This is a genomic window from Terrabacter aeriphilus, from assembly GCF_039542985.1.
Lineage (GTDB): Bacteria > Actinomycetota > Actinomycetes > Actinomycetales > Dermatophilaceae > Terrabacter > Terrabacter aeriphilus.
Map to the genome: position 1 here is coordinate 288,630 of NZ_BAABIW010000006.1, position 24,737 is coordinate 313,366.

The following is a 24,737-nucleotide window of genomic DNA, read 5'->3' on the forward strand; positions in this document are numbered from 1 at the left end:
CTGTCGGCGGCCCCGTCACGGCAGGTTGCCCTTACCCCCTCCGCCCCGGCGGGCAGCGCTCCGGGGCGTTGCGTCGCGTTGCCGCCCGAGATGGGCGAAGATTTGCTTCATGTCGGACATTCCGGATCTCAGCGCGGCGGACGAGGGCGACCTCTGCCGCTGGATGGTGGCGGCGTCGCCCGATGGCCTCTGGGTCATCGACGGCGACGGGCGCACCGTCTTCGCCAACGACCGGATGGCCCGGATGCTCGGCCTGACGCCCGCCGAGGCCATCGGCTTCTCCGTCTTCGACGCGGTCGACGAGCAGGGCAAGGCGGACTTCGCGGCGCACCTCGCGGAGCGGGCGCGCACCGGTCTGCCCGGTGACAACCTCGAGTGCGCCCTGATCGACCGCCAGGGCAACCGCTTCTGGGCCCTCGTCTCGCACTCGCCGATGGTCGACGAGCACGGCCGGCGCCGCGGCTGGATGTACCGGGTCAGCGAGTACAGCGCCCAGCGACGCCTCCTCGACCAGCTGGCCGAGGCCCAGTCGATGGCGAAGATCGGCAGCTGGGAGTGGGACGTCGGCGAGGACCGCGTCTGGTGGTCCGACGAGCTCTACCGGATCTACGGGCTCGAGCCCGGCTGGCTCACCCCGACCTACGACGGGTTCCTGGCGCACATCCACCCCGACGACCGGGCCCTCGTCAGCGAGGCCGTCGGTGCCGCGGTGGCGGGCAAGGACTCGTTCGAGTTCGATGCGCGCATCGTGCGCGGGTCGGGCGAGATCGTCTGGATCCGGGGCAGGGGCCGCGTGACGCACGACGCCGACGGTCAGGCCGTGCGGATGGGCGGCACCACCCAGGACATCACCGCGGTCAAGGACGCCGAGCAGGCCCTCGGGCTGCTCTCGGCCATGGCGACCGCCGCCAACGAGTCGGCCACGCTCGCCGAGCTGCTGCCGGCCGTGCTCGCCGAGGTCGCCCGCCACACGACGTGGCGCCCGGTGCTCGCCACCATCGTCGACAAGGACGGCGTGATGGGGGATCCGGTCCCCGTGCCGGACGGCACCGAGACGAGCCCGGTGCCCGCGGAGGTGGGCTTCGAGATCGCCGCACGGGCCGCCGCGAGCCGCGTCGTCGAGACGGGGACGTCGGAGCAGGGCTCGACGATCGTGGCGGTGCCCGTCGTCAACGACGGGCGGCTGGCCTGCGTCGTCGTCCTCGACATGCGGGGCGCCACCCAGCCCGTCGAGAGCGACGACCGCACGATCCGGCAGACGGTCGCGCTCGTCGCGCGCGTGGCCGACCGCGAGTGGACGGCCGAGCACCTGGCTCGCGCGCGTGACGCCGCGATGGAGGCCTCCCGGGCCAAGTCGGCCTTCCTCGCGACGATGAGCCACGAGATCCGCACGCCGCTGAACGGCGTCATCGGCCTGTCGGAGCTGCTCGGCCGCACCGAGCTGAGCCCGCACCAGCGGCGCCTCTCCGACGGCATCGACCAGGCCGGGCGGGTGCTGCTCGGTCTCGTCAACGACATCCTCGACCTGTCCAAGATCGAGGCGGGCCGGCTCGACCTCGAGTCGGTCGACTTCGACCCCGCTGCCGTGCTCGAGCGTGGCGTGGCGCTGCTCGCCGAGCGGGCCCGGGCCAAGTCGGTCGACCTGTCGGTGACGCACGGCCCCGACCTGCCGTTCCTCGTCTCGGGCGACCCGGTGCGTTTCGGTCAGGTCGTCGCCAACCTCACGACGAACGCGGTCAAGTTCACCGACTGCGGCAGCGTGTCGGTGCACCTCTCCCTCGAGCACGGCGACGGCACCGGCCCGGTGCTCCGCGTCGAGGTGACCGACACCGGAGCCGGGATCACGCCGGAGGTGCGCTCCCGCCTCTTCGAGTCGTTCTCGCAGGGCGACTCGTCGACGACGAGGCAGTACGGCGGAACCGGTCTCGGCCTCGCCATCAGCAAGCAGATCGTCGCCGCGCTCGGCGGCGAGATCGGTGTCGACAGCGAGCCCGGGCAGGGCAGCACGTTCTGGTTCACGGCCGCCTTCGCTCCCGCCTCGGGCCGCACCGTCGGGCGCTCCGCGGGCCGCGTCGCCGCCGTGACGGGACTGCGCGCCCTCGTCGTCGGCCCGAACGAGCCGCACCGCACGCGCATCGCGGAGCAGCTGACCGCCTGGGCCATGACCGTGGCGTCCGCCTCGTCGGGGCTCGAGGGCCTCGTGCAGCTCGACCGGGCCCACCGCGGCGACACCCCGATCGACGTCATCGTGCTCGACGACCCCGGCTCGGGGTTCGCGTGCCTCGAGGTGGTGCGGATGATCCGCACCGACCCGCGCTTCGAGCGGCTGCGCGTCGTGCTCGTCTGCGCCCAGGTGCCCCCGCCCGACCCGGAGAGCCTCGCCGAGGCCGGTGTCGACGCGACCCTCACGGCCCCCGTCATGCCGTCGGCCCTCTTCGACGCCATGGTCGACGTCGCCGGCAGCCAGCTCGTGCCCACCGACGCCGCCGGGGTCGCCGGCGACCGCACCGACGGTGGCGCGGGGCGCGACGGGGAGGGCGCCGGGGAGGGCGGCCCGGAGAGGGGCCGCCACGGCCTCGTCCTCGTCGTCGAGGACAACGAGGTGAACCAGCTCGTCGCTCAGGGGGTGCTCGAGAGCCTCGGCTACGCCGTCGTGCTCGCGTCCAACGGCGTCGAGGGGGTGGCGGCGCACCGCGAGCGCGCCGACGACCTCGTCGCCGTGCTCATGGACTGCCAGATGCCGCAGATGGACGGCTACGAGGCCACTCGGCTCATCCGGGCGCACGAGCGTCCCGGGCGCCGCCTGCCGGTCGTCGCCATGACGGCGTCGGCCATCGCGGGCGAGCGCGAGCGGTGCCTGCAGGCAGGGATGGACGACTTCCTCACCAAGCCGGTCGACGTGACGCTCCTCGCCGCGACCCTGCAGCGCTGGACCGGGTCGGGCCCCACGTCGTCGCGGCGGGCGGACCCGTCGCCGGCTGCCGGTGACGACGGGCTCGACCGCGCGCGCCTCGAGGAGCTGCGTGACCTCGAGCCCGGCGACCCGTCGCTGCTGCTGCGCTTCCTCGACCGCTTCTCCGACAGCGCCCGGCAGCGGCTGGCCGAGCTGGTGGCGGCGCACGCCGCGGGCGACGCCGAGGCCGCGGGCCGGATCGCCCACGGGCTCAAGGGGAGCGCCTCGAACCTCGGGGCCTCGGCGCTCGCCGAGGTGTGCCGCGAGGTCGAGGAGCAGGGCGCCGACGGCCGGCTCGCCGACGAGGCGCTCGTCGCGCGCGTCGAGCGCGAGCTGGCCCGCGCGACCGAGGCCCTCGACGCGTATGCCGTCGGGCTGCGTCAGGTGGTCTTCGTGCCGCCCGAGGGCTGACCGGAGCCCGAGCCGCTCGACGAGCCGTCGTCGTCGTGGTCGGGCCGGGCGCCACCGAACGGGTCGACGCCCTGCTGGAGCTGCTGGAGCAGCTGCTGCGGGTCGAGCTGGCCCAGCTGGCTCGGGTCCAGGGCGCCGAGGCCGCCGGTCCCGCTGCCGTTGCCGTTCAGCTGGGGCAGCTGCTGGGGGCTCGTGCCCTGCTGCGACCCCGGGCCCTGCAGTCCCTGGCCCTGCTGCCCGCGCTGGCCGAGCTGCTGGCCGCCCGGGAAGGAGAACGAGCGCCCGACGCCCGGTCCGCGGAAGCCGCCGTCGTCACCCGCGGAGCCGGCCGGCAGGGCGGCCGCGGCACCGATGGCGCCGGCGGAGGTCAGCACGAGCGCGAGTCCCGCGGTCACCGCGGTCTTCTTCGCGGTCCAGCGCGACCCGGCGGCGGGTGCCCCGGTGGTGGACCGCGCGGTGGTGGACGGCGCGGTGGTGGACGACGCGGTGGTGGACGACGCGGCGGGGGAGGCCGGCGCGGCCCCCGCGAGGGCGGCATAGGCATACGGCGTGGTGGGCGGCGCGATGGGTGGGGCGGCGGCGCCCGCGTGCGGGTCGAACTGCGGCAGGGGCGCGGTCGGCTCCGGTGCCGGGCCCCCGGTGGTGGAGTCGTTGCTCATGCGCCCACGCTCGGACCCGCGGCTGTGCGCACCCTGTGGTGGAGCCGTCGGCGTGCTGGGACTCGTGCGGACAGGGTGTCCACAGGGATCGCACAGGGAAAGGCTGGCGCCGGCACAGCCCCCCGGGTTTCACTGGGTGTCATGAGCGAGAAGACCAAGGCCGCGGCTGCCCGCCTCCAGCGACTCGACGGCTCCCCGGTGCGGGTGCTCGTCGTCGACGACGAGGCGAACCTCACCGAGCTGCTCGGCATGGCTCTGCGCTACGAGGGCTGGGAGGTGCGCACGGCCGGCACGGGCATGGAGGCGGTGCGCGCGGCCCGCGAGTTCGACCCCGACGCCGTCGTGCTCGACATGATGCTCCCCGACTTCGACGGCCTCGAGGTGCTGCGCCGCATGCGCGCCGACAACGCGAACGTGCCCGTGCTCTTCCTCACCGCCAAGGACGCCGTCGAGGACCGCGTCTCCGGGCTCACCGCCGGCGGCGACGACTACGTGACGAAGCCCTTCTCGCTCGAGGAGGTCGTCGCCCGGGTGCGAGCCCTCATGCGCCGCACGACGATCGCCGTGTCGTCGTCCGACTCGATGCTCGTCGTCGGCGACCTCACCCTCGACGAGGACAGCCACGAGGTGATGCGTGGCGGTGACGAGATCCACCTGACCGCGACGGAGTTCGAGCTGCTGCGCTACCTCATGCGCAACCCGAAGCGCGTGCTGTCCAAGGCACAGATCCTCGACCGCGTCTGGAACTACGACTTCGGCGGCCAGGCCAACGTCGTCGAGCTCTACATCTCCTACCTGCGCAAGAAGATCGACGCGGGTCGCGAGCCGATGATCCACACCATGCGAGGGGCTGGCTATGTCCTCAAGCCGGCTGTCTGAGGACGCCGGGCTGCCCGACCCCGCCGACCTCCCCGACGACGCCGGCGACACCGCGCCCGACCTCTTCCCGGTGCCGTATGCCGGGTCGTCCGGCCCCGTGCCCGCCGCACCTCACGCGTCGACGGGGTCGGCCGGGTCGGCCGGGTCGGCCGACCCGGCCGGGTCCGGGGGGTCCGGGGGGTCCGGGAGCCGCTCGGTGCGCGGGCGCCTCGCGGCCGCGCAGGACCGCGTCCGACCGTGGTCGGCGTGGACGCTGCGGGCCAAGCTCGTCGCCTCGATGCTCGCCCTCTTCACCGTCATCAGCCTCTGCACCGGCGCGTTCACCGTCGTGGCGCTCGGGCGCCAGCTGACCGGGCAGGTCGACGACCAGCTCAAGTCCTCGATGGTGCGGCTGCTGTCCGACCGCCGGGGCATCGACTTCGGCCTCGACGACGGCGACGGACCGCCGCGCGGACCGGGCGACGAGGGTCTCGTCGCCTACCTGCCGACGACCCCGACGACGGCCTTCCCCGACCCCGTCGGCAAGGTCAGCGCGGGCGGGCGCGGGCCCGTCCTGCTGACGACCGAGCAGCTGACCGAGCTGCAGGGCGCCGGGCTGCGTGGCGACCCCAAGAACATCGAGCTGACCGGCATGGGCACCTACCGCGTGCAGGCCACGCCGGTGCTCACGAACGGCACGACCGTCGGGGCGCTCGTCATCGGGCTGCCGATGGACCCCACCGAGCGGACCATCAAGCAGATGGTGCTCGTCGCCACGATGACCGTCGGCGCGGGCATCGTCCTCGTCGCGCTCGTCGGCACGTGGCTCGTGCGGCGCAACCTCGAGCCGCTGCGCCGGGTGGCGGCCACGGCCACGAAGGTGAGCCAGACGCCGCTCGACTCCGGCCAGGTGGCGCTCGCCGAGCGCGTCGACGCGAGCGACACCGACACCCGCACCGAGGTCGGGCAGGTCGGTGCCGCCTTCAACGAGATGCTCGACCACGTCGACGAGGCCCTCAACGCGCGGCACCAGAGCGAGCAGCGCGTGCGCCAGTTCGTCGCCGACGCCTCGCACGAGCTGCGGACGCCGCTCGCCTCGATCAAGGGCTACGCGGAGCTCACGCGCCGTGAGCCCGACGTCGTGCCGCCCACGGTCACCCATGCCATGGGCCGCATCGAGTCGGAGGCCGACCGCATGAGCTCGCTCGTCGAGGACCTCCTGCTGCTCGCGCGTCTCGACGCCGGCCGGCCGCTCGAGCAGGCGCCGGTCGACGTGTCGATGATCGTCATCAACGCCGTGAGCGACGCCCACGCGGCGTCACCCGGGCACCGGTGGGACCTCGACCTCCCGCCCGAGCCGGTCGAGGTCACGGGCGACAGTGCCCGGCTCCACCAGGTCGTGGCCAACCTCCTCGCCAACGCGCGCACCCACACCCCCGACGGCACCCACGTCACGACGTCGGTGCGGCCCGAGGGTGACTGGGTGCGGGTCGCCGTGCACGACGACGGGCCCGGGGTGCCGGCGTCGTTGCAGCCCAACGTGTTCGAGCGGTTCGCCCGTGGCGACGACGCCCGCGTGCGCGCCGGCGGCAGCACCGGCCTCGGGCTCTCGATCGTCGCCGCCGTCAGCAGGGCGCACGGCGGTCGCGTCGAGCTCGAGAGCCGCCCGGGCGACACGACCTTCTCGCTCCTGCTGCCCGCCTGAGCACGCGGACCCGGCGTCCCGTCACCGGGGGTCCGGGGTTCATCAGGGTGGCTCAGTCGGGTCACAGGACGGGCACAGTGCGGGGCCCGAGCGTAGGGGCATGGACACGATGACCCTCACCTCTCCGGGCGCGCCGGGCAGCACGGCGGCGCCCGCCGGGCCGGCCGACCTGCGACCCCGCACCACCTCCCCGTCGGCCGCCCGCGGGGGCCGTCCCGCTCGGCTGCAGCGCCTGTGGCGCGGCCCGACCGCCGACCCGTCGTGGGCCCGGCCCGCGCTCCTCGCCCTGCTCCTGCTCACGCTGGTCCTCTACACGTGGAACCTCACCGCGAGCGGCTACGCCAACTCCTTCTACTCCGCGGCGGTCCAGGCCGGCAGCGACAGCTGGAAGGCCTTCTTCTACGGCAGCTCCGACGCCGCGAGCTCCATCACCGTCGACAAGCCGCCGGCCTCGTTGTGGGTCATGGCGCTCTCGGTGCGCCTCCTCGGCCTCAGCTCGTTCGCGATCCTCCTGCCGCAGGCGCTCATGGGCGTCGCGACGGTCGGCGTCGTCTATGCCACGGTCCGCCGCCAGTTCGGGGCCGCAGCCGGCCTCATCGCGGGCGTCGTGCTCGCCCTGACGCCGGTCGCCGCGCTGATGTTCACCTTCAACAACCCCGACGCGCTCCTGACGCTCCTCATGGCGCTCGGCGCCTGGGCCACGGTCACGGCGATCGAGCAGGCCTCGCCGAAGTGGATGATGGTCGTCGGCGTCTTCATCGGCCTCGGCTTCCTCACCAAGACCCTCCAGGTCCTGCTCGTCGTCCCCTTCTTCGGCCTCGCCTACCTCGTCGCGGCGCCGACCACCCTGCGCACGCGCATCGTCCACTCGCTCCTCGCCGTCGGCACCATGGTGCTCTCGGCCGGCTGGTGGGTCGCGATCGTCGAGCTCGTGCCCGCCTCCGCCCGCCCCTACATCGGTGGCAGCCAGACGAACTCCTTCCTCGAGCTGACCTTCGGCTACAACGGGCTCGGCCGCCTGAGCGGTGACGAGACCGGCTCCGTCGGTGGCGGTGGCGGTGGCGCGGGCGGCCAGTGGGGCGAGACCGGGCTCTTCCGGATGTTCTCCTCGAGCGTCGGTGACCAGATCTCGTGGCTCATCCCGAGCGCGCTCGTCCTGCTCGCGGCCGGCCTGTGGCTGCGCGGCCGTCGCCCACGCACCGACCTGCGCCGCGCGGCCTACCTCGTCTGGGGCGGCTGGCTCGTCGTGACGATGCTCGTCTTCTCGTTCATGGCCGGCATCTTCCACGAGTACTACACCGTGGCCCTCGCCCCGGCCATCGGCGCACTCGTCGGCATGGGCGCCGTCGAGGCGTGGGAGCGCCGCTCGAGCGCGGTCGCCACCATCGCCCTCGCCGCGGCCACGGCAGCCGCCGCGACGTGGAGCTTCATCCTGCTCTCGCGCACGACCGCCTACGGCGACTGGCTGCGCGTCTCGGTGCTCGCCGTCGGCATGGCGGCAGCCCTGCTCATCCTCGCCACCCGGTGGCTGCACGCGCGGGCCGTGCCCGCCGTGATCGCGGCCGCCCTGCTCGTCGGCGTCGCGGGCCCGGGGGCGTATGCCGTGTCGACCACCGCGCAGGGCCACAGCGGGTCGATCGTGACCGCCGGCCCGGCCGGCTCGAGCCGTGGCCCCGGTGGGGCCGGTGGCCCCGGTGGAGCGGGCGGCTTCGGTGGCTTCCCCGGTGGCCAGCAGGGCACCGCGCCGCAGCAGGGCCAGACCGGCACGCCGGGCCAGACCGGCACGCCGGGCCGGACCGGCGCGGGCGGCGGCATGGGCGGCCTGCTCGACGCCTCGACGCCGAGCACCGCGGTCGTCGCGGCCCTGTCGGCCGACGCCGACCAGTTCACCTGGGTGGCCGCCGCCGTCGGGTCGCAGACCGCCGCAGGGCTCCAGCTCGGCACGCAGCTGCCGGTGATGGCCGTCGGCGGCTTCAACGGCTCCGACCCGAGCCCGACGCTCGCGCAGTTCCAGCAGTACGTCGCGAACGGCCAGATCCACTACTTCGCCGGTGGCGGAAGGGGATTCGGCAACCAGAACGGCGGCAGCAGCGCCTCGTCGCAGATCAGCTCGTGGGTGCAGGAGAACTTCACCGCCGTCACCATCGACGGGTCGACGTTCTACGACCTGACGCAGCCGGTCCGGTGACGACGAGCTCGCCCGCCGCGGCCGGGTCGCGGACCGGGCTCTCGCGCCAGGTGATCCGGTTCGCCGGCGTCGGGGTCCTCTCCACCGCCCTGCACCTGGGCCTCTTCGCGGCCCTCGTGCGGGGCGGTGCCCCGGCCCAGGTGGCCAACGGGGTGGCACTCGTGCTGGCCACGATCGTCAACACCGCGCTCAACCGGGCCTGGACGTTCGGCGTCCGGGGCCGGGGCGGCCTCGTGGCGCACCACGGCCAGGCGCTCGTCATCTTCGGCATCACGTATGCCGCGACGACCGTGGCGCTCGCCGTGCTCGGCGCGCTCGTGCCGAGCGCCGGGACGCTCCTGCAGACCACCGTCGTCGCGGTGGCCAACGTGCTCTCCACCGCGGTGCGCTTCGTGGCGATGCGACGGTGGATCTTCCGGGCTCCCGCGCAGCCGGCCCCGGGCGCACCGGGCGCACCGACGGACCGCCACGAACCGGCATACGTGGTCGACGGCGTGCGGGGGAGCGGGCCGGACCGCGGCTGATGGCGGTCCGTCGGGTCAGTCGCGGTCGTCGGGCGCGGCGCAGGCCTCCCACCACGGGTCCTGGTGCGCCGCGACCACGGCGTCGACGTCCCCGTCGCTGAGGTCGATGCGGGCCCCGACCCGGGGCGCCACGAGCCGCACGCCCCGATCGGCGGCCGCGCGGCGGGCCCAGCGGATCGGCTCGCTCCACCAGTGGGTCGCGAGGTTGAAGGTCGCCCAGTGGATGGGGAGCATGACCGCGTCGGGCGCGCCGCGGGTGACCTCGACGTGCGCGTCGATCGCCTCGTCGGGGTTGACGTGGATGTCGGGCCAGTGGGCGCTGTAGGCGCCGACCGGGATGATCGTGAGGTCGAAGGGGCCGAGGTCGGCCCCGATGTCGGCATAGCGGTGCGTCGGGCCGGAGTCGCCGCCGAAGAAGACGCCGTGCGCCGGGCCGTGCAGCGACCAGGCGGCCCACAGCGTCTGGTTGCGCACGAAGCCGCGACCGGAGAAGTGCCGGGCCTCGGTGCAGGTGATGCGGACCCCCGCCACCTCCGTCTCCTCGCGCCAGTCGAGGCTCGTGATGCGGCCGGCCGGCACACCCCACGACCTCAGGTGCTCGTCGACCCCGATGGGCACGACGTAGTGGGGGCGGTGGCTGCGCTCGAGCTGCCGGATCGACGGCTCGTCGAGGTGGTCGTAGTGGTCGTGGCTGATGACGACGGCGTCGAGCCGGGGGAGCTCGGCGATCCCGCCCGGCACCGGGTGCAGGCGCCGCGGGCCCAGGAAGGCGGACGGCGAGACGCGGTCACCGAACACGGGGTCGAGCAGGAAGCGGCGCCCGTCGAGCTCGACGACGCTCGTCGCGTGGCCGTACCACGTGACGGCGAGGTCGGCGGGCTCGTGGGGGTGGCGCGGGCGCACGAGCGGCACGGTGCCGCGCGGACGGCCACGGCCGAACTCGCGCACCATCGTGGAGAGCATGCTGCCCGGGGCCTCGGCCTCGGGCGCCGCGACGACGTGCGTCGGCTCGTGCGAACGGAACTCGCCGTCGCGGTAGTTCGGCGACGCCGTGACCCGGCTGCGCTGGGCTGCGGTCGACGCGCCCATCTTCCGGAGGATCGGTAGCTGCACGGGCTTCTCCTGCCACTCGTGGTCCTGACGTTCCAGCGTCGGGGGAGCCCGCCGAGTTCCCCCTGGGTGCCGCGAGGCTCAGTCGCGGTCCTCCGGGTCGGCGCACCGCTCCCACCAGGGCTCGGCGAACCGGGCCGCCACCGCGTGCGCGTCGCCGCCCGTCGCGTCGAGGCGCTCCCCGACGCGCGGGAAGGCGACGGGCACCCGGGCCTCGCGGGCGCCGCGACGCAGGCGGCGCACCGGCTCGGCCCACCAGTGGGTGGAGAGGTTGAAGGTGGCCCAGTGGACCGGAACGAGGAGCGACTCGTGGGCAGCCGTCGCGACGGTGCGCGTCGTCTCGGTCTGCTCACCCTCCTCGTGCTCGCCGCCGGGGGTGTCGATGCGGTGGTCGCCGGCGATGAAGCCGTCGGCCACGCCGGCCGCGTCGGCGGTCAGGGCGTGCACCTCGTCGCCGATGCGGTTGACGTCGCGGTGGGCGGCGAGCGCCTGCTCGGGATCCATGTGGATGTCGGGCCAGAAGGAGTCGTAGGCGCCGATCGGCATGAGTGTCAGGTCGAACGGGCCGAGGTCGGCCCCGATGGCCGCGAACCGCTTCGAGGTGCCCGAGTCACCGGCGAAGTAGGCGTTGTGCCGCGGCCCGTGCAGGGCCCAGCCGGCCCACAGGGTCTGGCTGTCGACGAGACCGCGCCCGGAGTTGTGCCGGGCCTCGGTGCAGGTGAGCCGGATGCCGGCGACGACGGTCTCCTCGCGCCAGTCGAGCGCGGTGATCCGCTCCTCCGGCACGCCCCAGGCGAGCAGGTGGGCGTTGACGCCGAGCGGCACGACGTAGTGCGGGCGGTGGGTCTGCTCGAGTCGCACGATCGAGGGCTGGTCGAGGTGGTCGTAGTGGTCGTGGCTCAGCAGCACCGCGTCGATGGTGGGGAGGTCGGCGATGGTGCCGGGCACGGGGTGCAGTCGCTTCGGCCCGACGTGCCGGATCGGCGAGACGCGCTCGCTGAAGACGGGGTCGATGAGGAAGCGGGCGCCGTCGACCTCGAGCACCGTCGTCGCGTGGCCGTACCACGTGACGGCGAGCTCGCCCGGGTGCGCCGGGTGCGCGGCAGGCACGAGCGGCACGTCGGAGACGGGCTCGCCCCGACCGCTCACCCGGATCGCCGCGAGCAGGGCGCTCGTCTGGGCCTTGACCCGCGGGCGCAGCGACGGCTCCTCGCCCTCGAAGCGGCGGCCCGTGAAGTTCGGCGAGCCCTCGACGAGGGGCAGGATCGCCGCGGGGGAGGCGCCCATGCGGTTCATGACGCGGACGAACTGGCGTGCGCGGGTGCGGGAGGAGACCGTCTCGATGGCGGACGACAGGGCCCGCACGGCCGGGCGGTCCGAGGTTCCGAGGCTGCGCATCGGTGACCTTTCAACAGGGTGAGGGGTGCGTCGACCGTACCCCGCGACGGTACGGCGTCATCACGGTGTTGACGTGACACCATGGTGGTGTCATAGTGATGCGCATGGACATCACGGAGTACGTCGACGCACTGCGTCGAGACCTCGCCCAGGCGGCCAGGGCGATGGGACCGGAGACCGAGCAGGCCGCGGAACGCATCGGCTTCGCCCTCGACTCCTCCGCCCGGCTCGCGCTGATGGATGCGCTCTCGCACGCTGCGGCCGAGATCACCAACGAGCTCGACGGCACGTCGGTCGAGGTGCGCCTGCAGGGCCGCGAGCCCGTCTTCGTCGTCGTCGGGGCCGGGCCGGCCGCCGTCCTCGACGACGACACCCGGCCCGTCGCGGTCGATGACACCACGGTGATGTCACCGGAGGACGAGGGGGCCGAGACGGCGCGCATCACGCTGCGTCTCCCCGAGGCGCTCAAGGTGCGGGCCGAGGAGCTCGCGACCGGCCGGGGCCAGTCGCTCAACACGTGGATCGTCAACGCGGTCCGCGCCGCCACCGGTGGCGGCCTGCCGCCGGCGCCCGGCTTCCCCCCGATGCCGCCCGGACCGCAGTTCGGCCCCGGCGCCCCGGGGCGCAACCGCTCCTCCAACAAGCGCGTGCAGGGCTGGGTGCGCTGACGCACCGACCGACGGCCGGCACCACCTGGCCCACCCGAACCACCTGAAGCATCCGATCCGCACGACCACGACACAAAGGGGACATCCCATGGGCACCACCCTCGAGACCCGCTTCGACACGACGGGTCCGATCACGCTCAAGGCCGAGCTGCTCGTCGGCGACCTCACGCTGACGGTCGGCGACGGCCCCACGACGACCGTGCGCCTGCACCCGCACGGCAAGCACGGCGCCGACATCGCCGAGAAGTTCACCGTCGAGGCGCACGGGAACGACGTCTCGGTGCTCGCCCCGAAGCTGCGCGACAGCTTCTTCTCGCTCGGGACGAAGGGCTCGGTCGACGTCGAGATCGAGCTTCCGGGCGCCAGCGCGGTCGAGGCCAAGACCGGCGCGGGCGACGTCACCGCGGTCGGCTTGCTCGGCGACGTGCGTGCCTCGACCGGCGCCGGCGACGTCACCTTCCACGAGGTGGGCAGCGGCGCGTTCAAGTCGGGCTCGGGCGACATCACGGTCCAGGCCGCCCGCGGCGACCTCGACGCGAAGACGGGCAGCGGCGACATCACGATCGGCTCCGGGGGCGGGCGCCTCGACCTCGTCTCCGGCAGCGGTGACATCGACCTGCGCCGCTCCGACGCGGCCGTCAAGGCCCGGACGGGCTCCGGCGACCTCACCGTCGGCGCCTCGACGGGCGACCTCGAGCTGACGACCGGCACCGGCGACATCCGCCTCGGCGGCGTGCACGGCGGTGAGGTGCGCGGCCGCACCGGCACCGGTGACGTGACCATCGCTGTCGCGAGCGGCGTCGCGGCCTACCTCGACCTCAACACCGTGACCGGCGACGTCACGATCGACCTCGACGAGACGTCGGGCCCCGGCGACGCCGAGGCGCAGACCCGTCTCGTCGTCCACTCCGGCAGCGGCGACATCCGCGTCAAGCGGGCACAGGTGAGCCTCGCATGAGCACCGGAACGGTCAGCCTGACGCCCCAGGAGGCGCTGGCCCGCGACCTCATCGTCGAGCGCTCCGCCGCGCGCCACCACGCCCCGAAGCAGGGGCGCACGCGCCGCCACGCGCGGGCCGCGCTGCTCCTGCGCAGCCTCGCCGAGCGGCTGGACCCCGCGGCCGAGCGGCCGCGCCACGCCGACCGGCACGCCGACCGCCACGCCGACCTCCACGCCGACCGGCACGCCGCCCGCCGGGCCGACCGCCAACCGGACCTCCACGTCGTGACGGCGGTGCACGCCGGCAACCCGCGGCCGTGGACGGCCGCGCCGCGCCGGTCCCCGCACCGGCACACCTGAGGCCCGCCCCTCACCGGAGCCCGTCGAGCACCGTCGGCGGGCTCCGTGGGCCGGTCGGGACCGATGACGCACCGTCGTGGCCGGGCCGCGATCGGAGGGCCGCCGGACGGGCACGACGATGCGTCATCCGTCCCCGCCGGAGCCCGGATGCCGGGTGGGGCACCCGGGCGCGGGGGCCGTGGCACCATCGGGGCATGTACGTGCCGAAGGCGAACGCCATGACCGCCGGGGAGGTGTCGGCGTTCCTCGACGCCCACCCCGCGGCGCACCTCGTCACCGTCGGGCCCGACGGTGCGCCGGACGTGACGCTGCTGCCCGTGCTCCACGACGGCGACCGCGTGATCGGCCACCTCGCGCGGGCCAACGAGCACTGGCGCCGCATCGCCCCCGGCTCGCCGGGGCTCGTCGTCGTGGGCGGCGCGGACGCCTACGTCTCGCCCGGCTGGTACGCGTCCAAGGCCGAGCACGGCCGGGTCGTGCCGACGTGGAACTACTCCGAGGTGCAGCTGCGCGGCGCCGTCACGGTGCACGACGACCCGGACTGGGTGCTCGACGTCGTCACCCGCCTCACGCAGCGGCACGAGGCCGGTCGCGAGCACCCGTGGTCGGTCTCGGACGCGCCGGAGAAGTACGTCGCGGGCCGGCTGCGCGCGATCGTCGGCGTCGAGCTCGTGGTGGAGGCCGTCGAGGGCAAGGCGAAGCTCAGCCAGAACCGGTCCGACGCCGACCGCCGCGGGGCGCTCGCCGGGCTGCGTGCCGAGGGCGACGCGGCGGCGACGGCGGTCGCGGACGCCATGGACGCAACGCTGTCCTGACGCACGAGCAGGGCACAGTCGGGCCACAGCCGCCGGGCCGACGCTCGGGCCATGGACACGACACCAGCCCCCGACCGCGCCCCCGCCCCGGCCCCGGCCACCTTCCGCACCACCCTCCGTCGCGGTCTCGGCGCCGCCGGCGCGGCCGTGGCCGTCGCCTTCGTCGGGACCACCGCCCTCGGCGCCGGGCAGGCCCACGCGGCGGGCGTCGCCGAGGGCATCAAGCCGCTCCGGGCGGCCGTGCCGGCCCCGCACCCGCACCGCCACCCGGCGGCCCACCCCGCCAACCTGCCGGCCGCGACGACGAGCGCCTACCGGTACTCGTTCCGCGACGGCCAACTCATCCGCCTGTGACCGCCCGCCCCGGCATACGGCAACACACCGAGAAGGTCGCAACTCACCGGGACCGGATCCCGGTGAGTTGCGGATTCCTCGGTGTGTTGCGGGGTCAGTGGGTGGGGTCGAGCCAGGCGTGAACGAGGGGCACGACCGACGCGCCCTCCCCGCTCGCGGCGGCCACCCGCTTCATCGACCCCGCCCGGATGTCGCCCGCAGCGAAGATGCCGGGCACCGTCGTCTCGAGGCTCTCCGGTGGCCGGCCGCCCCGCCAGTGCTCCGTCGGCACGTCGCGACCGGTGAGCACGAAGCCCCGCGCGTCGCGCGCCACCTCGTCGGGCAGCCAGTCGCACCGGGGGGAGGCGCCGATGAGCAGGAAGAGGCCGCGTGCGTCGCGGCGCTGCTCGGTGCCGTCGTCGGTGCGGCGCACGGTGACCCACCCGAGCCGTCCGTCGTCGCCGGGGCCGCCCTCGACCACCTCGGAGCATCCCTCGACGCGGATCCGCGGGTTGTAGTCGATCTCGCCGACGAGGTAGCTCGACATCGTCTCGGCGAGGGTGGGCCGGCGCACGAGGATCGTCACGGAGCGCGCGAAGCGCGCGAGGTGGATCGCGGCCTGGCCCGCGGAGTTGCCACCGCCCACGACGACGACGTCGGCGCCCTCCATCTCCCGCGCCGCGGTCATGGCGCTCCCGTAGTTGACGCCGAGCCCCACGAGCCGCTCGATGCCGGGCGCGTCGAGCCGGCGGTAGGTGACGCCGGCCGACACGACGACGGCCCGGGCGTGCACGTCGCCGCCCTCGGTGTGCAGCACGTGGGGGCGTATGCCGTCGGCACCGGCCGCGCCCGGCGTGAGCGACGTGACCGGCCAGCCCGTGAAGAACTCCGTGCCGAAGCGCACCGCCTGGTTGCGCGCCCGCTGCGCGAGCCGCATGCCGGAGATGCCCCGCGGGAAGCCGAGGTAGTTGCGGATCATCGACGACGTGCCGGCCTGACCACCGATGGCCTCCGCCTCGAGGACGACCGTCGACAGGCCCTCCGACGAGGCGTAGACGGCGGCCGCGAGACCGGCCGGTCCCGCCCCGACGACGGCGACGTCGACGACGCGGTCGACGTCGACGTCGGCGGGGCGCCCGTAGATGCGGGCGGCGACGTCGCTGACGCTGCGCGCGGTGGCGACCCGCTCGCCGAGGTCCATGACGAGGGGGAACTGCGGGTCGGGCCCGGCGAGCTCGAGCACGTGCCGGCCCTCGTCGGTGTCGGGGGCGTAGACCCGGTTCGGCATGCCCATCCGGTCGAGGTAGTCGCGGATCGAGAGGGTGAGGGCGTCCTCGACCGGCGAGACGATGGCCACGGCGACGACCTCCGGCTCGGCCACGGTCGAGCCCCAGTCGGAGAGCAGCTCGCAGATGGCGGTGTGGAACTCCTCGTCGCGGGCGCCGCGCGGGGCGAGGAGGTAGGCGTCGTACTTGCCCTTGGCCATGCCCCCGCGCAGGGCGGCGGCGTCCTCGCGGAAGGCGGAGACGTGCGCGGCGATGACGCGCCGGGCCGTCGGCACCGTGGCCCGCCACCAGTGGAACGCCTCGAGCACCTCGGCGTCGGGCAGGCGCGACTCGGTGACGAACATCGCGACCTGCCCGCCCTCGGCCACGACGCGGCGGGCCTGCTGCTTCGCCTCGTGCGCCGAGGTGGCGGTCGGCAGGTCGTAGTCCCTCGCGTAGCGCCCGAACTCGTCGCGCAGCTCCTCGCAGCGGGACTCGGACACCAGGATGATGGCGGGCTTCACCCCTCCGATCCTAGGAGGCCGGGTCAGCGCTCGGCAGGGATCTCGGCCGGGTCGGCGGGCGCCGGTCGTTCCCGCAGGGTGAGCCAGAGCCGGTGCGCCGTGAGGACGGCGACGGCCCAGCCCAGGCCGATCAGCCAGCCCGCCAGCACGTCGGTGAGCCAGTGGTGCCCGAGGAAGACGCGGGAGAGGCCCATCGACAGGACGAAGAGGGCGCCGAGCGTGATGGTCAGGGTGCGCTGCCACGCCGCCGTCGTCTCGATGAGGACGAGGTAGACCACGACGGTCGTCAGCACCGTCGCGTTGAGGGTGTGGCCGCTCGGGAACGACGGCGACACCTCGAGCGGGGGCACGGCGAGCGCTGCGGGCGGCCGCGCCCGGTCGACGAAGTCCTTGCCGACGACCGTCATCGCGAGCGAGCCGGCGGCCGCGATGAGCATGAGCACGGCCGGCGTCCAGCGACGGCGCCGCCACGTGAGGACGGCGACGGCCACGGCGGCGAGGACCGGCATGCCGACCGGGCCGCCGATGTCGGTGAACGTCGTCACCGCGGAGTCGAGCCCGGGCGAGCGCCACGACACGGCCGCGTCGAGCACCGGCTGGTCGACGGCCGTGACCCCGTCACGCCCCACGACGCCCTCGTAGACCGTCTCGGTCCCTTCGACGAGCAGCACGAGGACGACGAGCGCGACGGCCGCGAAGACGACGAAGGCGAGGTGGGCGTTCGACCACGACACGACGCTGCGGGCCGCGGGTCGGCTCCGCCGGGCGAGACCGGCGGCGACGGCGACGAGCCGGCGGCCGGAGCGCGTCGGCCAGGCCGTGAGGTCGCGCGCGCCGATCCGGTCGTCGGGGGTCTGCGATCGCATCGGGTCGGGCATGCCCTCATCCTTACCCGTCCGGACACCCCCGCCGCCCCGGCGGTGCGCCCGAGCGGGCTCAGCCGCCGAAGTCCTGCGTCCAGTAGGAGCGGTAGGGGCCGCCCACGGCCGCACCGACACCGATGGCGCGGTAGCGGCAGTTGAGGATGTTGGCCTTGTGCCCCGGGCTCTTCATCCAGGCGTCCATGACGGCCTTGGGGGTCGGCTGGCCGGCAGCGATGTTCTCGCCGATCATCGAGCCGGTGTAGCCCTGCGCGCGGATCCGCTGCGCGAAGGTGCGCCCGTCGGGCGTCGTGTGCGAGAAGTAGCGGCGCTTCGCCATGTCGATCGAGTGGGCCTGGGCCGCGCGTGCCAGGCGCGCGTCGAGCACGAGCGCGCGGCACCCCGCCTTGGCGCGCTGGGCGTTGACGAGGGAGATGACCTGGTTCTGCACGCTGACGGTCGCCGCGTCGGCGGAGGGGGTGGCGGCGACCGTGGGCACGGCGCCGAGCGCGGCGGCCGCGGTGAGCACGAGGGTCGCGCGGGTGCGGGCGGTGGTCGTCGTCATGGGTTCCTCCGGAGGGTGGGGGCGGGTGCCGTGCGGCCACGGTACGGATCGTGACCGGCCGTGTCGACAAAACGGACAAATTGTCGAAGCTTCGCCCGTCACCCGTGCGTGGCGCGGTGCTCCGTGCGCCACTGCGTGTAGGTGGTGACCTGCTCGACGTCGTCCCACGCCTGCTTGAAGATCGCGGCGGCCTCGGCCTTCTCCTCGTCCTGCGCGCCCCGCGGCAGCTCGCGCCGCCCGTGCGCCCCGCTCCGGCCCCGCTGCCCCGCCGGCACCGGGCCGTCGTACTTGCGTCCTCCGGGATGGTTCGCGTAGCGGCGCGCCCGGGTGAAGCCCATCTGGAGGAACTTGCGCGCCATGTCGGCGCCGACGAGGTCGTCGGCGGCGAGGTAGTCGTCGAACTTCTGGCGGATCGCGGCCGCGCTCTCGCGGGCGACGTCGGGCGTCCGGAAGCGCCAGAGCGGCAGCAGCTCGTCCTTGTAGGGCTGCACGCGCAGCACCCCCTGCTCACCGCGCCCGACCCGGTAGAGCTCGGGGTGGACGCGCAGGTCGAGGGTCTCGAGGTCGAGACCGGCGTAGGGGTCGGGGGCCGTCACCCCAGGCACATGCCCGTTCCGTGGCGCCGACGCGCGGCGGGCGGCGACCACCTCCGGTGGCTAGCCTCGGACCATGACCATCGAGGTGCGTCCCGCCACGCACGCCCGGTTCGACGACGTCGCGACGATGCTCGGCCCGAAGAACCCGACGTCGAGCGTCTGCTGGTGCCTCAGCCACCGCGTCGACGCCGCGACCAACCGGGGCCTCGTCGGCCCGGAGCGCGGCGAGCACGTCCGTGAGCTGACGCGCCGTCCCGTCGCCCCCGGCGTGCTCGCCTACGACGGCGACGAGGTCGTCGGCTGGGCCGCGCTCGCGCCGCGGTCCGAGCTGCCCTTCGCCCGCTCGAGAAAGATCCCGCACGTCGACGACGTGGCCGTGTGGTCGATCTGGTGCATCCGGGTCCGCCCCGGCCACCGCCGCCGCGGCATCTCCCTGCCCCTCCTCGAGGGTGCGGTCGACTACGCCCGCGCCCAGGGCGCCCCGGCGGTCGAGGGCTACCCCGTCGACAACCGCGGCGAGCAGGTCGACCTCACGATGGCCTATGTCGGCACCCGGGTCCTCTTCGAGCGGGCGGGCTTCGTCAAGGCGGCCGACACGACCTCCGTCTCCGGTGGCTTCCCCCGTGTCGTCATGCGCCGTGGCCTGGCCTAGGGTCGCGCCATGACTGTCGTCGGAGCCGACGGGCTCGCCCGTCCCGCGTGGGCCTCGGTCGACCCGCTCCTCATGCACTACTACGACACCGAGTGGGGCATGCCGGTGCGCGACGAGCGCGGGCTCTACGAGCGGATCTGCCTCGAGGGCTTCCAGGCAGGGCTGTCGTGGGCGACGATCCTGCGCAAGCGCCCCCGCTTCCGCGAGGTCTTCGCCGGCTTCGACCCGGACGTCGTGGCGACCTTCTCCGACGACGACGTCGAGCGGCTGCTCGGCGACGCGGGCATCATCCGCCACCGCGGGAAGATCCGGGCCACGATCACGAACGCGAGGGCCACGATCGCCCTCCGCGAGGAGGGCGGGCTCGTCGACCTCGTCTGGGGCTTCGCGCCGGCGGACACGCCGCGACCCCACGACCACTCCGAGGTGCCCACCGTGTCGCCGGAGAGCAAGGCGCTGTCGAAGGCGTTGCGCAGCAAGGGTTTCGCGTTCGTCGGGCCGACGACCATGTATGCGTTGATGGAGGCCGTCGGCATCGTCGACACGCACCTGCTGACGAGTCACCGCCGGGGCAGCTCGGGCGTCTGGCCCGACTGACCCGACTCGCCCCGGGTCAGCCGAGGATCGCGCGCGCGGCGTTGTGGCCGGGGATGCCGCTGACGCCGCCGCCCCGCCGCGCACCCGCGCCCGCGAGGAGCAGGCGGCCGTGCACCGTCTCGACGCCCCAGGTGCCCACCTCGTCGTCGCGCTCGGCCCAGGGCCACTGCAGCGATCGGTGGAAGATGTTGCCGCCGGGCAGGCCGACGGCCTCCTCGAGGTCGACCGGGCTCTTGACCTCGATGCACGGGTTGCCGGCGGCGTCGCGGGCGAGCACCGACGCGACGGGCTCACCGAGCACCGAGTCGAGCGAGCGCAGGGTGGCGGCGAGCGCCTCCTCGCGGGCGCGCTCGTTGTCGGCCCGGAAGAGCCGCGCCGGCAGGTGCAGGCCGAAGAGCGTCAGCGTCTGCGCGTCGCTCGCGGCGAGGTCGGCACCGAGGATCGATCGGTCCGAGAGGGTGTGGCAGTAGATCTCGCACGGCGGCAGGTCGGGGATGCGCCCGTCGCGTGCGGCGGCATACGTCTGCTCGAGCTGGCCGTAGCCCTCGTTGATGTGGAACGTGCCGGCGAAGGCGGCGGCGGGGTCGACGCTCTCGTCGCGCAGGCGCGGCAGGCGGGTCAGCAGCATGTTGACCTTGAGCTGGGCACCCTCGACGTCGTGCTCGGTGCCGATCGGGTCGGCCCCGGCGGCCGCGAGCAGGCCGTCGAGCACCGCGGGCGCGCACCCGGCCACGAGGGAGGCTCCCGTCGCCGTGCCGCTGCCGGCGCTGCCGCCGGCCCAGGCGACCTGGCCCGTCGAGGGGTCCACCGACGTCACGCGCGCGCCGGTGAGCACCGTCGCACCGGCCGAGACCGCTGCTGCCGCAAGGGAGTCGGTGAGCGCGCCCATGCCGCCGACGGGCACGTCCCAGTCGCCGGTGCCGCCGCCGACGAGGTGGTAGAGGAAGCAGACGTTCTGGCGCAGGTCGGCCTCGCCGAGGGAGGCGAAGGTGCCGATGAGGGCGTCGGTCGCGATGATGCCGCGGAGCGTGTCGTCGGCCGTGACCGACTCGATGAGCTCGCCGATCGGTCGCTTCGTCAGCGCGTCGAAGAGCTCGGGGTCACCCGAGAGCGTGCGCACGTCGTCGCGCGAGCGCAGCGGCTCGAGGACCGTCGGGAAGACCCGGCCGGCGACCTCGGTCATGCGGCCGTAGAAGTCGCTCCACCCGGCATACGCGTCGTCGCCGCCCGTGAGCGCACGGAACGCCGCCCGCGTGGCGGCCTCGTCGGCGTTGTCGACGAGCAGGCCCCGGGCCGGGTCGCCGGGCACCGGCGTGTAGCTCGAGTAGCGCCGGCGGATGAGGCGCAGGTCGAGGTCGAGGTCGGTCAGCACCTGCCGGGGCAGGAGCGAGACGAGGTAGGAGTAGCGCGAGAGCCGCGCGTCGACGCCCTCGAAGGCCCGGGCCGACACGGCCGCGCCGCCCACGTGGTCGGCTGCCTCGAGCACGAGCACCGAGCGCCCGGCGCGGGCGAGGTAGGCGGCGGCGGTCAGCCCGTTGTGGCCGGCCCCGATGATGATGTCGTCGTAGCGCACGAGGCCACCCTAGGGCGACGCGCCCCGGTCGCCACCCGGGCGCGTCCGCCCCCGCTCGTCAGCGGCGCGCGGCGGCGTCCTGTCGGGCCGACCACGCGCGGTCGGCGGCGTCGATGCTCGCCCGGCTGCCCAGGTCGACCCCGGCGCGCTTCGCGGCCGCCCTCGCCGCGGGGGTCGTGAGGTCGGGCGCCACGAACCGTTCCGGCGTGATCGTGCGGTCGACGGCGGCATACCGCCTCGCGTCGCGGGCGAGGGCGTCGGCCGACGCGACGGCGCGCGCCTCCGCCCGGGCCGCGGAGAGCCGGACCGGCAGGCCGAAGGCGGGCTTGGTGACGACCGCGTAGCCGTCGCGGTGGCCGGCGACGTTGGGGTGGTAGCTGTCGCTGATCGGGCTGGACAGCCCGTTCAGCCACTCGGGGCTGTCGCAGACGGCGTGGCCGAGGAAGCGCGAGGTCGGGTTGACGAAGGTGAAGCCGGCGGTCGAGGCCGCCGCCGACGTGCGCGAGTTGAGCAGGTCGGCCATCGCGTTGAGGCGTGTCTCCTCGGCGGGGGAGAACCACGTGAGGGCGTTGCAGTCCTCGCCGTTGAAGATGCGGGGGTAGCCGACGACGACCACCCGGGCGTTGGGCGCCTTCGCGCGGATCGAGGAGTAGAGCGTTGCGAGCCGCCCGGGGATCGTGCTGTTGACCGTCGTCTGGGCCTTGTCGATGGCGCCGTTGCAGTTGCTGAGCCACCCCGGCTGGGCGCACTCGGTCAGCACGCTCGCGAAGCCGGCGTCGTTGCCGCCCACCGAGATCGTCACGTATGCCGTCGAGGTCGTGAGCGCCGACAGCTGGCTGTTCGTCACGTCGGCGACGGTCGCGCCGGAGCAGGCGCGGAAGGTGAGCGACAGCCCGAGGGCGGCGGCGTCGAGGGAGGGGTAGGCGTAGACCGAGCGCTGGCACGACGTGCCGTCGGAGATGTAGCTGCGCGTGCCCGTGCCGGAGGAGTAGGAGTCGCCGAGGGCGACGTAGCCGGTGCCGGCGGCCGTGGCAGCGGGAGCGCCCAGGGCGAGGGCCGCGCCGAGGCCCGACAGGGCGGCGATGCCGGCGCCGAGCACGCGGCGGCGGACGGGGGACGAAACCAACCTGCTCTTCACGACACGCTCCTCGGGTGGGTGGAGGGCTGCCGCGCCGGGCGCCGCAGCCGCCGGGGACGTCGCCCGGCGCCCACGATGTGCCCCGCGTCACGCGTCCCGACTCGGACAGTAGGGCCGGCCGCCACGCCCCGCGAGTCGAAACGGGCTCAGGGGGTGACGACGGCGAAGTCGGGGTCCGGCGCGTCGAGGGCGCCGAGCAGCGCCTGGAGCACGCCCGGGTCGCCCGAGACGTCCACCCCGTCGACGGTGCCCGGGTCGGCGCCGGACATCAGGGCCCCGAGGGCCGCGCGCGGCATCCGGAGCGTCAGGTCCGGCTCGTCGTGCCGCAACGCCGAGGAGTAGGTCAGCACGCCGTTGCGCAGGGTGAGGCGGAAGCGGTCGCCGTCCGTCAGCGCGACGTCGAGGCGCAGGTGCAGGTGCCACGACCGCGGCCCGTGCACGCGGATGGCGAGGGCGTCGAAGAGCTGCTCCGGCGTCAGCTGGGCGAGCAGGTCCGGAGCGGCCGCCGACGTCGGCGTGCCGAAGCTGCCGTGGCGCAGCTCGTGCGCCCCCGAGAGGTAGAAGTTGCGCCACGTCCCGTTCTCGGAGCCGTAGGCGAGCTGCTCGAACGTCGCGGCGAGCAGCTCGCGCGCACCGGCATGGTGCTCGTCGGAGAAGACGACGTGGCTGAGCACCTCTGCGGCCCAACGGAAGTCGCCCGCGTCGTAGGAGCCTTGCGCCTTGCGCACGACCTCGTCGGCCCCGCCCATGAACTCGACGTAGCGGCGACCCGCCTCGACCGGTGGGTGCTGCCAGAGGTGGGCCGGATTGCCGTCGAACCACCCCATGTAGCGCTGGTAGACGGCCTTGACGTTGTGGCTGACCGACCCGTAGTAGCCGCGGGTGTGCCAAGCCGCCTCGAGGGCGGGCGGCAGCTCGATGGCCTCGGCGATCTCGGGGCCGGTCATGCCCTGGTTGAGCATCCGGACCGTCTGGTCGTGCAGGTAGGCGTAGAGGTCGCGCTGGAGGGAGAGGTACTCGACGCACTCCTGCCGGCCCCACGTCGGCCAGTGGTGGGAGGCGAAGACGACGTCGGTCTGCTCGCCGAACAGGTCGATCGCCTCGGTGAGGTAGCCCGACCAGGCGTGCGGGTCGCGCACGAGGGCGCCCCGCAGCGTCAGCACGTTGTGGAGGGTGTGCGTCGAGTTCTCGGCCATGCAAAGGGCGCGCAGGTCGGGGAAGTGGAAGTGCATCTCGGCCGGCGCCTCGGTGCCGGGAGCCATCTGAAAGACCATCCGCACGCCGTCGACGACGAGCTCCTCGCCGGTCGACGTGACGTCCACGGTCGGCACGATCAGCGTCACCGAGCCCGACGAGGTGGTCTGGCCCAGCCCGGCGCCGACCTGTCCCCGCTCGCCGCGGGGGAGCGAGGCGCCGTACATGTAGCCCGCGCGGCGGCTCATCGCCGTGCCCGCGTAGACGTTCTCGGACACCGCCTCCGCGACGAGCCCGGCCGGTGCGATGACCTGGCAGCGGCTTGCGTCGACGTCCTCCTGGGTCGTCACGCCCTTGACGCCGCCGAAGTGGTCGATGTGGGAGTGGGTGTAGACGACCGCGACGACGGGCCGCTGCCCGCGGTGGGCGCGGTAGAGGCCGAGCGCCGCCGCGGCGGGCTCCGCGCTGATGAGGGGGTCGATGACGATGACGCCGCTCTCACCCTCGACGAACGAGATGTTCGACAGGTCGAGCCCGCGCACCTGGTAGAGGCCGGGCACGACCTCGAAGAGGCCCTGCCGGGCGACGAGTCCGGACTGTCGCCAGAGGCTCGGGTTGACGGTGTCGGGAGCCTCTCCGCGCAGGAAGGCGTAGCTGTCGCCGTCCCACGCGGTGCGCCCGTCGGCACCCGTGACGACGCCGGGCTCGAGCGCGGCGACGAAGCCACGGTCGACGGCCTCGAGGTCGTGCTCGTCGGCGAAGGGCAGCCGCTCGTGCAGGCTGCGCTGCTGGGCCGTGATGGTCGGGGTGGCGTCTGCTGCGCTCATGCGCCCATGGCACCACCGGGCCGGC

22 protein-coding genes are annotated in these 24,737 nt (G+C 74.3%); 12 read left to right on the forward strand and 10 right to left on the reverse strand.

Annotation, left to right across the window (positions count from 1 at the left end; genetic code table 11):
• Positions 1-109: 109 nt before the first annotated feature.
• Positions 110-3,364, forward strand: a complete 3,255-nt coding sequence (locus tag ABD979_RS03560; protein ID WP_345506062.1) for an ATP-binding protein — start codon at positions 110-112, stop codon at positions 3,362-3,364.
• Here the strand turns inward: ABD979_RS03560 and ABD979_RS03565 are convergent.
• A complete protein-coding gene (locus ABD979_RS03565) occupies positions 3,334-4,023 on the reverse strand; it encodes a hypothetical protein (protein WP_345506063.1) in 690 nt (229 codons plus the stop codon). The two genes, ABD979_RS03560 and ABD979_RS03565, sit on opposite strands and share 31 nt — an antisense overlap.
• 141 nt (positions 4,024-4,164) lie before the next feature.
• Here ABD979_RS03565 and ABD979_RS03570 point away from each other — a divergent pair, with 141 nt between their 5' ends.
• The 4 genes from ABD979_RS03570 (at position 4,165) to ABD979_RS03585 (ending at position 9,298) form a co-directional block, all read left to right on the forward strand.
• Positions 4,165-4,902, forward strand: coding sequence for a response regulator transcription factor (locus ABD979_RS03570; RefSeq protein ID WP_345506064.1), 738 nt, complete (start codon positions 4,165-4,167; stop codon positions 4,900-4,902).
• Positions 4,880-6,586, forward strand: coding sequence for a sensor histidine kinase (locus tag ABD979_RS03575; protein ID WP_345506065.1), 1,707 nt, complete (start codon positions 4,880-4,882; stop codon positions 6,584-6,586). Before ABD979_RS03570 ends, ABD979_RS03575 begins: the two co-directional genes overlap by 23 nt.
• 100 nt (positions 6,587-6,686) lie before the next feature.
• Positions 6,687-8,774: a glycosyltransferase family 39 protein gene (locus ABD979_RS03580; protein WP_345506066.1), complete on the forward strand. Its 2,088-nt coding sequence runs from the start codon at positions 6,687-6,689 to the stop codon at positions 8,772-8,774.
• Entirely contained in the window at positions 8,771-9,298 is a 528-nt protein-coding gene (locus ABD979_RS03585) for a GtrA family protein (RefSeq protein WP_345506067.1), read from the forward strand. The genes ABD979_RS03580 and ABD979_RS03585 overlap by 4 nt, the downstream gene beginning before the upstream one ends.
• Before the next feature lie 15 nt (positions 9,299-9,313).
• Here the strand turns inward: ABD979_RS03585 and ABD979_RS03590 are convergent, their stop codons facing one another.
• Both ABD979_RS03590 and ABD979_RS03595 read right to left on the reverse strand, forming a co-directional pair.
• On the reverse strand, positions 9,314-10,411 hold the full coding sequence (locus ABD979_RS03590; protein ID WP_345506068.1) for an MBL fold metallo-hydrolase: 1,098 nt from the start codon (positions 10,409-10,411) through the stop codon (positions 9,314-9,316).
• Between the two features lie 78 nt (positions 10,412-10,489).
• A complete protein-coding gene (locus ABD979_RS03595) occupies positions 10,490-11,806 on the reverse strand; it encodes an MBL fold metallo-hydrolase (RefSeq protein WP_345506069.1) in 1,317 nt (438 codons plus the stop codon).
• 104 nt (positions 11,807-11,910) lie between these two features.
• On the opposite strand from ABD979_RS03595, the gene ABD979_RS03600 reads away from it, so the two are divergent.
• The 5 genes from ABD979_RS03600 to ABD979_RS03620 all read left to right on the forward strand — a co-directional run bounded on the left by ABD979_RS03600 (position 11,911) and on the right by ABD979_RS03620 (position 14,942).
• Positions 11,911-12,474 carry a toxin-antitoxin system HicB family antitoxin gene (locus ABD979_RS03600; RefSeq protein ID WP_345506070.1) on the forward strand — a complete coding sequence of 188 codons (564 nt, stop codon included), beginning with the start codon at positions 11,911-11,913 and terminating at the stop codon, positions 12,472-12,474.
• Between the two features lie 88 nt (positions 12,475-12,562).
• Entirely contained in the window at positions 12,563-13,432 is an 870-nt protein-coding gene (locus ABD979_RS03605; protein WP_345506071.1) for a DUF4097 family beta strand repeat-containing protein, read from the forward strand.
• Positions 13,429-13,773, forward strand: coding sequence for a hypothetical protein (locus ABD979_RS03610; protein ID WP_345506072.1), 345 nt, complete (start codon positions 13,429-13,431; stop codon positions 13,771-13,773). The genes ABD979_RS03605 and ABD979_RS03610 overlap by 4 nt, the downstream gene beginning before the upstream one ends.
• A gap of 194 nt (positions 13,774-13,967) precedes the next feature.
• Positions 13,968-14,588, forward strand: coding sequence for an FMN-binding negative transcriptional regulator (locus ABD979_RS03615; protein WP_345506073.1), 621 nt, complete (start codon positions 13,968-13,970; stop codon positions 14,586-14,588).
• A 51-nt stretch (positions 14,589-14,639) separates the two neighbouring features.
• A complete protein-coding gene (locus ABD979_RS03620; protein ID WP_345506074.1) occupies positions 14,640-14,942 on the forward strand; it encodes a hypothetical protein in 303 nt (100 codons plus the stop codon).
• Between the two features lie 94 nt (positions 14,943-15,036).
• Here the strand turns inward: ABD979_RS03620 and ABD979_RS03625 are convergent, their stop codons facing one another.
• From ABD979_RS03625 to ABD979_RS03640, 4 genes are all read right to left on the reverse strand, one after another.
• The gene (locus ABD979_RS03625) at positions 15,037-16,710 is read right to left on the reverse strand and encodes an NAD(P)/FAD-dependent oxidoreductase (RefSeq protein WP_345506075.1); all 1,674 of its coding nucleotides are present in this window, start codon (positions 16,708-16,710) and stop codon (positions 15,037-15,039) included.
• Between the two features lie 23 nt (positions 16,711-16,733).
• Positions 16,734-17,588 carry a phosphatase PAP2 family protein gene (locus tag ABD979_RS03630; RefSeq protein WP_345506076.1) on the reverse strand — a complete coding sequence of 285 codons (855 nt, stop codon included), beginning with the start codon at positions 17,586-17,588 and terminating at the stop codon, positions 16,734-16,736.
• A gap of 58 nt (positions 17,589-17,646) precedes the next feature.
• On the reverse strand, positions 17,647-18,135 hold the full coding sequence (locus ABD979_RS03635) for a CAP domain-containing protein (protein WP_345506077.1): 489 nt from the start codon (positions 18,133-18,135) through the stop codon (positions 17,647-17,649).
• Between the two features lie 98 nt (positions 18,136-18,233).
• Entirely contained in the window at positions 18,234-18,731 is a 498-nt protein-coding gene (locus tag ABD979_RS03640; RefSeq protein WP_345506078.1) for a DUF4385 domain-containing protein, read from the reverse strand.
• A 73-nt stretch (positions 18,732-18,804) separates the two neighbouring features.
• Between ABD979_RS03640 and ABD979_RS03645 the strand changes: the two genes are divergently transcribed.
• On the forward strand, positions 18,805-19,383 hold the full coding sequence (locus tag ABD979_RS03645) for a GNAT family N-acetyltransferase (RefSeq protein ID WP_345506079.1): 579 nt from the start codon (positions 18,805-18,807) through the stop codon (positions 19,381-19,383).
• A 9-nt stretch (positions 19,384-19,392) separates the two neighbouring features.
• The gene (locus ABD979_RS03650; RefSeq protein WP_345506080.1) at positions 19,393-19,980 is read left to right on the forward strand and encodes a DNA-3-methyladenine glycosylase I; all 588 of its coding nucleotides are present in this window, start codon (positions 19,393-19,395) and stop codon (positions 19,978-19,980) included.
• Between the two features lie 16 nt (positions 19,981-19,996).
• Here the strand turns inward: ABD979_RS03650 and ABD979_RS03655 are convergent, their stop codons facing one another.
• The 3 genes from ABD979_RS03655 to ABD979_RS03665 form a co-directional block, all read right to left on the reverse strand.
• Positions 19,997-21,553 carry a phytoene desaturase family protein gene (locus ABD979_RS03655; protein ID WP_345506081.1) on the reverse strand — a complete coding sequence of 519 codons (1,557 nt, stop codon included), beginning with the start codon at positions 21,551-21,553 and terminating at the stop codon, positions 19,997-19,999.
• A 58-nt stretch (positions 21,554-21,611) separates the two neighbouring features.
• Entirely contained in the window at positions 21,612-22,691 is a 1,080-nt protein-coding gene (locus tag ABD979_RS03660; protein WP_345506082.1) for an SGNH/GDSL hydrolase family protein, read from the reverse strand.
• A gap of 146 nt (positions 22,692-22,837) precedes the next feature.
• Positions 22,838-24,712: an alkyl/aryl-sulfatase gene (locus tag ABD979_RS03665; RefSeq protein WP_345506083.1), complete on the reverse strand. Its 1,875-nt coding sequence runs from the start codon at positions 24,710-24,712 to the stop codon at positions 22,838-22,840.
• Positions 24,713-24,737: the final 25 nt, after the last annotated feature.

Coding starts and splice junctions, on each gene's coding strand:
- ABD979_RS03560 (WP_345506062.1), top strand. CDS start 110: ATGTCGGACATTCCGGATCTCAGCGCGGCGGACGAGGGCGACCTCTGC.
- ABD979_RS03565 (WP_345506063.1), bottom strand. CDS start 4,023: ATGAGCAACGACTCCACCACCGGGGGCCCGGCACCGGAGCCGACCGCG.
- ABD979_RS03570 (WP_345506064.1), top strand. CDS start 4,165: ATGAGCGAGAAGACCAAGGCCGCGGCTGCCCGCCTCCAGCGACTCGAC.
- ABD979_RS03575 (WP_345506065.1), top strand. CDS start 4,880: ATGTCCTCAAGCCGGCTGTCTGAGGACGCCGGGCTGCCCGACCCCGCC.
- ABD979_RS03580 (WP_345506066.1), top strand. CDS start 6,687: ATGGACACGATGACCCTCACCTCTCCGGGCGCGCCGGGCAGCACGGCG.
- ABD979_RS03595 (WP_345506069.1), bottom strand. CDS start 11,806: ATGCGCAGCCTCGGAACCTCGGACCGCCCGGCCGTGCGGGCCCTGTCG.
- ABD979_RS03600 (WP_345506070.1), top strand. CDS start 11,911: ATGGACATCACGGAGTACGTCGACGCACTGCGTCGAGACCTCGCCCAG.
- ABD979_RS03605 (WP_345506071.1), top strand. CDS start 12,563: ATGGGCACCACCCTCGAGACCCGCTTCGACACGACGGGTCCGATCACG.
- ABD979_RS03610 (WP_345506072.1), top strand. CDS start 13,429: ATGAGCACCGGAACGGTCAGCCTGACGCCCCAGGAGGCGCTGGCCCGC.
- ABD979_RS03615 (WP_345506073.1), top strand. CDS start 13,968: ATGTACGTGCCGAAGGCGAACGCCATGACCGCCGGGGAGGTGTCGGCG.
- ABD979_RS03620 (WP_345506074.1), top strand. CDS start 14,640: ATGGACACGACACCAGCCCCCGACCGCGCCCCCGCCCCGGCCCCGGCC.
- ABD979_RS03630 (WP_345506076.1), bottom strand. CDS start 17,588: ATGCCCGACCCGATGCGATCGCAGACCCCCGACGACCGGATCGGCGCG.
- ABD979_RS03635 (WP_345506077.1), bottom strand. CDS start 18,135: ATGACGACGACCACCGCCCGCACCCGCGCGACCCTCGTGCTCACCGCG.
- ABD979_RS03645 (WP_345506079.1), top strand. CDS start 18,805: ATGACCATCGAGGTGCGTCCCGCCACGCACGCCCGGTTCGACGACGTC.
- ABD979_RS03650 (WP_345506080.1), top strand. CDS start 19,393: ATGACTGTCGTCGGAGCCGACGGGCTCGCCCGTCCCGCGTGGGCCTCG.
- ABD979_RS03665 (WP_345506083.1), bottom strand. CDS start 24,712: ATGAGCGCAGCAGACGCCACCCCGACCATCACGGCCCAGCAGCGCAGC.